This window comes from Microbacterium sp., assembly GCF_003248605.1.
Classification (GTDB): Bacteria; Actinomycetota; Actinomycetes; order Actinomycetales; family Microbacteriaceae; genus Microbacterium.
In genome coordinates, this window is sequence record NZ_QFPF01000160.1 from 1 (window position 1) to 4135 (window position 4135).

The window sequence follows — 4135 nt, forward strand, 5'->3', positions numbered from 1 at the left end:
TCGGCGGCGTGTGCGGTGTTGAGGACGTCGCGGGCGATGTGGGTGATCATGTCGTGGATGCCGTGCACCGGCACCGCCGGGCCCCGGAGGAGGAGTTCGCTCATTCCGTCTTCGACGTCCCGCACCCACACCCCGCGTCCCGCGCGTGCGACCTTGTGCCGCTCGACGAACGTCGTCGGCTGCACCTGCTCCACGAGCCGCGCGAGTTGCGGTCCGAGCCGCCCCGGCGTGGTCGACGCGGCCCGCTCCAACGCTTCAACCTCGAACGCGCCGCGCACCTCCGGGTCGGTGAGTTTCACCCCGTGTTCCACGATCGCCCGCACATGCCCGACCGACAGGACACCCGCGGCCAGCGCGTCCCAGGTCGCCGCGAACCGGTTCACCAGGGTGTGGGCGTCGTTCATCCGCCGCTGCACCGAACGATCGGGTTGCCGCGCACACGCCCCCAGCTCCGCCGCGAGGGCCCGTAAGGGTAGTTCGGCTTCGCGGCCAGCGCTGCGGGGGATCTCCGCGACCCGCTCCAACCCGACCGCCTGCGCTCGCGCCAGCACGCTCATCGCCTGCGCCTCGGCGGCAGCGATAGCGGCCACCGCGGCGGCGTACTCCGCCGCCAACCCTGCCGCCACGGCGTCGACGCCGTCGACGTTGTCGTCGTGTGCGTCACCGGCGTGCTTCGTCTTCATGTTCGAAACTCTACGCGGGGCCTCCGACATTGACCCCCGGAATCGACCCTCAAGAGCCCCGATCCGAGAAGTTTCTGGGTTAGACCTTTCTCATCTTCACCGGCCCTTCGACAGGCTCAGGAACCGCTCTCGGCCACGCTCCATCCGGGCCGCGCGCCTGCCCTCCATTCGGGGTGCCGTACCCGCCCCCGCCCCGCCGCCCCAATCGTTCCGCGAGCCGTCCGACCAGTCCACCCGCCTGCCGAGGGCAAGGGATCGCCCCGCGATCCCGCGGCAGCCCCCACCCAGGCCGCGGCCCCCAGCCATCCAGCCCCCGCCCAAGCCCCGCCCCCTACCGCCCCCACGCCTCCAGCCCCACGACAAGGCTCTCCACGACCCGTTCGTAACTAGATTCGATGGAGACCGGCAACCGAAACGCGCCCGACGTCTCCAGGCTGACGAACCCGTGGATGGTCGCACGAAGGAACCGCGTCGCGTCCACGGCGTCTTCTCCCTCCAGTCCGTAGCCGGCGAGCACGGTGTAGATCACCCGCAGCGCGGTCTCGCCGGCGGCAGTGTCCTCGGCATCCCCCTCGATGGCGGCCGCGATCGTCAGTGGGTACTGCGCGGGGTTCGCCAGCGCCCACTGCCGGTACGCGACGCTGATGCCGCGCACGGCCTCGGCGCCCGACCGCCCGATCGTGGCCTGCGCCAGCGCGTCGCCTAAGGAGCGCTTCGCCCGCAGCATGATGCCCCGCCGCAGCCCCGGCAGCCCGTCGACGTGTTTGTACAGCGACGGCGCCCGCACCCCGAGGCTGCCCGCGACCGCCGCGAGCGTCAGCTCCGCCCCCGGCGCCCGCTCGAGCAGCTCAGCCGCTCGCTCGATCACCACGTCGGTCGTGAGTCCCGCCCTAGGCACTCGGCGCACCCGCCCCGGAGGTGCCCGAACCCGCCACGCTCCCCGCCAGAAACGCGAGCACCGCGCGACTGCTCGACTCCGGCTGCTGCGCCTGCGGGTAGTGTCCCGCATCCGGCACCATCACAACCCGGCCACCGAGCGCGTCCGCGACCCAGTGCGCCTCGACGGCGGGTTCCGGGAAGTCCGGATCCCGCTCGCCCATCACCACCAGCACGGGCGCCTGCACCTCGGCCAGTCGCGCCGCGGCCGGTGCGTGGTCGGTTTGCCGTGTCGTGAGAGAGAACGCCTTGCGATACGCGGGTCGTCGCATGCTCGCGTGCACGGCCGCGCGGTAGGCGTCGAAGTCGTCGGGTTTGCGCCCCGCGTAGAGCATCGGCATGTACGCCCGCCACGCGGCCGCGGCCCACAGTGGCATCGTCATCGCTCGGAAGATCGCCGTCATCACCGCGTTTCCGGGCGGGTTCCGCACGAACGGCCCCACCAGCACGAGCCCCGACACCCGCTCCGAATGTCGCGCCGCCACGATCACTGCCGCTCCCGCCGCGAGCGAGTTGCCGACGATGACGGCGGGCGCGCGTCGCTGTCCGACCTCGTCGATCAGGGCGGAGATGTCGGATGCTGTCGCCTCGTCGCCGTACGAGGGGAACCCGGCATCGCTCTCCCCGTGACCCCGCAGGTCCGTGGTCACGACGCGGTAGCCCGCGGCGGCGATCGCGGGCGCGAGGAAGCGGTAGGACGAGCGCAGTTCGCCCATACCCGGGACCATCACGACGAGCGGGCCGGACCCCTGCACGTCGTACGCGATCCTGCCGTCGGCAGTCTCGAGATATCTCGTCACCGGCGCTCCGGCGTCATCCTGTGGGGTCATGGGGCTACTGTACATAGCTAAAAAGCTAATGACAATAGCCAAACTCACGACAGCCGAATTGCCCGCAGGGCTGTGTTACCGTCTTCGCCGCCGTATTCGCGGCGCACACGACGGACGCAGGAGTCCCATGGGCAACGACAATCCACACCCGACCACGATCACCGACCGCGCCGATCTCATCCCTTCGAGGACGGGTATCACCGGGCGCGTCCTGCGCCGCGGGGGAGAGGCGTACGAGACGCTGCGGCGCGGTGCGGTGTGGCATGCGGGGGTGCCCGACAGGTTTCCCGAGATCATCGTGCTGGCAAGCTCCGAAGAGGATGTCGTCGCCGCGGTGCGTCTGGCCAAGGTCGAGGGTCTGCAGGTCGCGATCCGCTCCGGCGGCCACAGCTGGTCGGGGTCGCATCTGCGCGACGATTCGCTGCTCATCGACATGTCGAACCTTCGCGGGGTCGAGATCGACAAGGAGTCGATGACCGCGACGGTGCAGCCCGGCATCCGCGGATCCGAGGTGCTCGCGATGCTGCGCGAGCAGGACCTCTTCTTTCCCGTCGGCCACAACTATGCGGTCGGCATCGGCGGGTATCTGCTGCAGGGCGGCTTCGGGTGGGCGGGGCGCGAGTTCGGACCGGCGTGCATGTCGGTGATCGGCATCGATGCGGTCACCGCCGACGGCGAGCTGGTCCATGCCGACGAGAACGAGAACGCCGATCTGCTCTGGGCCGCGCGCGGGGCGGGCCCCGGCTTTTTCGCCGCGGTCACGAAGTTCCATCTCCGCGTGTACCCGCATCGGGCGGTGACGATGAACAGCCGCTACATCTTTCCGGCGTCCGCGGCCGAAGAGGTCTTCCGCTTCGCGAACGAGCGCGGTCGCGACACCCCCGTCGAACTCGGCGTCATCGTGCAGCGGCACGAGATCGCCGATTGGGAGCCCGTCGTGCTGCTGGGCGGATTCGCCTACGCCGAGACGGAGGAGGAGGCCCGCGCGCAGCTGGCCTTTCTCGAGGAGTGTCCCGCTCGGTCGCGGGCGCTCGCGGCGATGCCCTTCCAGTTGACCCAGCACGGCGCCGACGAGCTCGACGAGAGCACTGCGGTGCCCAACGAGAGTCGTCGCTGGATCGCCGACAACATCGTGAGCGATGCCGGTGCGGACGAGCTGCTGCCCAACCTCGAGCACCTCATCCAGACGATTCCGGCGGCGCCGACCTATCTGCTGATGTTCAACTGGGATGGCTATCCCGGTGCGCCCGAGCGTCCGTCGATGGCGTTCTCGCTCAAGGGTGACTTCTGTTACGCGCTCTACACCGCGTGGGATGATCCCGCCGACGACGCGTCGATGAAGGGCTGGACCACCGATGTCATGCGCGCGTGGGAGCCGCACGCGGCGTTCACGATGCTGGCCGACGAGAATCTGATCAATCGGCCGATGCCCTTCATGGCGCCGGAGAACCTCGCCCGCCTCGATGAGATCCGCAGCGAGCGCGATCCCGAGGGTCGTTTCGTGGCGTGGCTCGGTCGCCCCGCCTGAGAACCCGGGCGCAGCGTCCTAGGCGTCGACGGTCATCGTCTTCGACTTCACCGGGGTGATGACGAGCTCATTGACGCAGGCGCTCGCGGGACTGGTGGCGACGAAGCGCACAGCTGCCGCGACGTCTTCGGGACTCAACATCTGCCGACGTGCGTCCT

At 69.8% G+C, this 4135-nt stretch carries 4 protein-coding genes; 1 reads left to right on the forward strand and 3 read right to left on the reverse strand.

The window, feature by feature from the left end:
• The 3 genes from DI573_RS14330 to DI573_RS14340 all read right to left on the reverse strand — a co-directional run.
• Positions 1–683: DUF222 domain-containing protein (locus tag DI573_RS14330; protein WP_292815725.1), on the reverse strand; the 683-nt coding region annotated here is incomplete at its 3' end.
• A 331-nt stretch (positions 684–1014) separates the two neighbouring features.
• Positions 1015–1581 carry a TetR/AcrR family transcriptional regulator gene (locus DI573_RS14335; protein WP_292815727.1) on the reverse strand — a complete coding sequence of 189 codons (567 nt, stop codon included), beginning with the start codon at positions 1579–1581 and terminating at the stop codon, positions 1015–1017.
• Positions 1574–2449 carry an alpha/beta hydrolase gene (locus tag DI573_RS14340; protein ID WP_292815730.1) on the reverse strand — a complete coding sequence of 292 codons (876 nt, stop codon included), beginning with the start codon at positions 2447–2449 and terminating at the stop codon, positions 1574–1576. Before DI573_RS14340 ends, DI573_RS14335 begins: the two co-directional genes overlap by 8 nt.
• Positions 2450–2576: 127 nt before the next feature.
• Between DI573_RS14340 and DI573_RS14345 the strand changes: the two genes are divergently transcribed.
• Positions 2577–3977, forward strand: a complete 1401-nt coding sequence (locus tag DI573_RS14345) for an FAD-binding oxidoreductase (protein ID WP_292815733.1) — start codon at positions 2577–2579, stop codon at positions 3975–3977.
• Positions 3978–4135 lie beyond the last annotated feature (158 nt).

Bases quoted from the DNA above. Each gene is read 5' to 3' on its own strand.
- DI573_RS14340 (WP_292815730.1), bottom strand. From the start codon at position 2,449: ATGACCCCACAGGATGACGCCGGAGCGCCGGTGACGAGATATCTCGAG.
- DI573_RS14345 (WP_292815733.1), top strand. From the start codon at position 2,577: ATGGGCAACGACAATCCACACCCGACCACGATCACCGACCGCGCCGAT.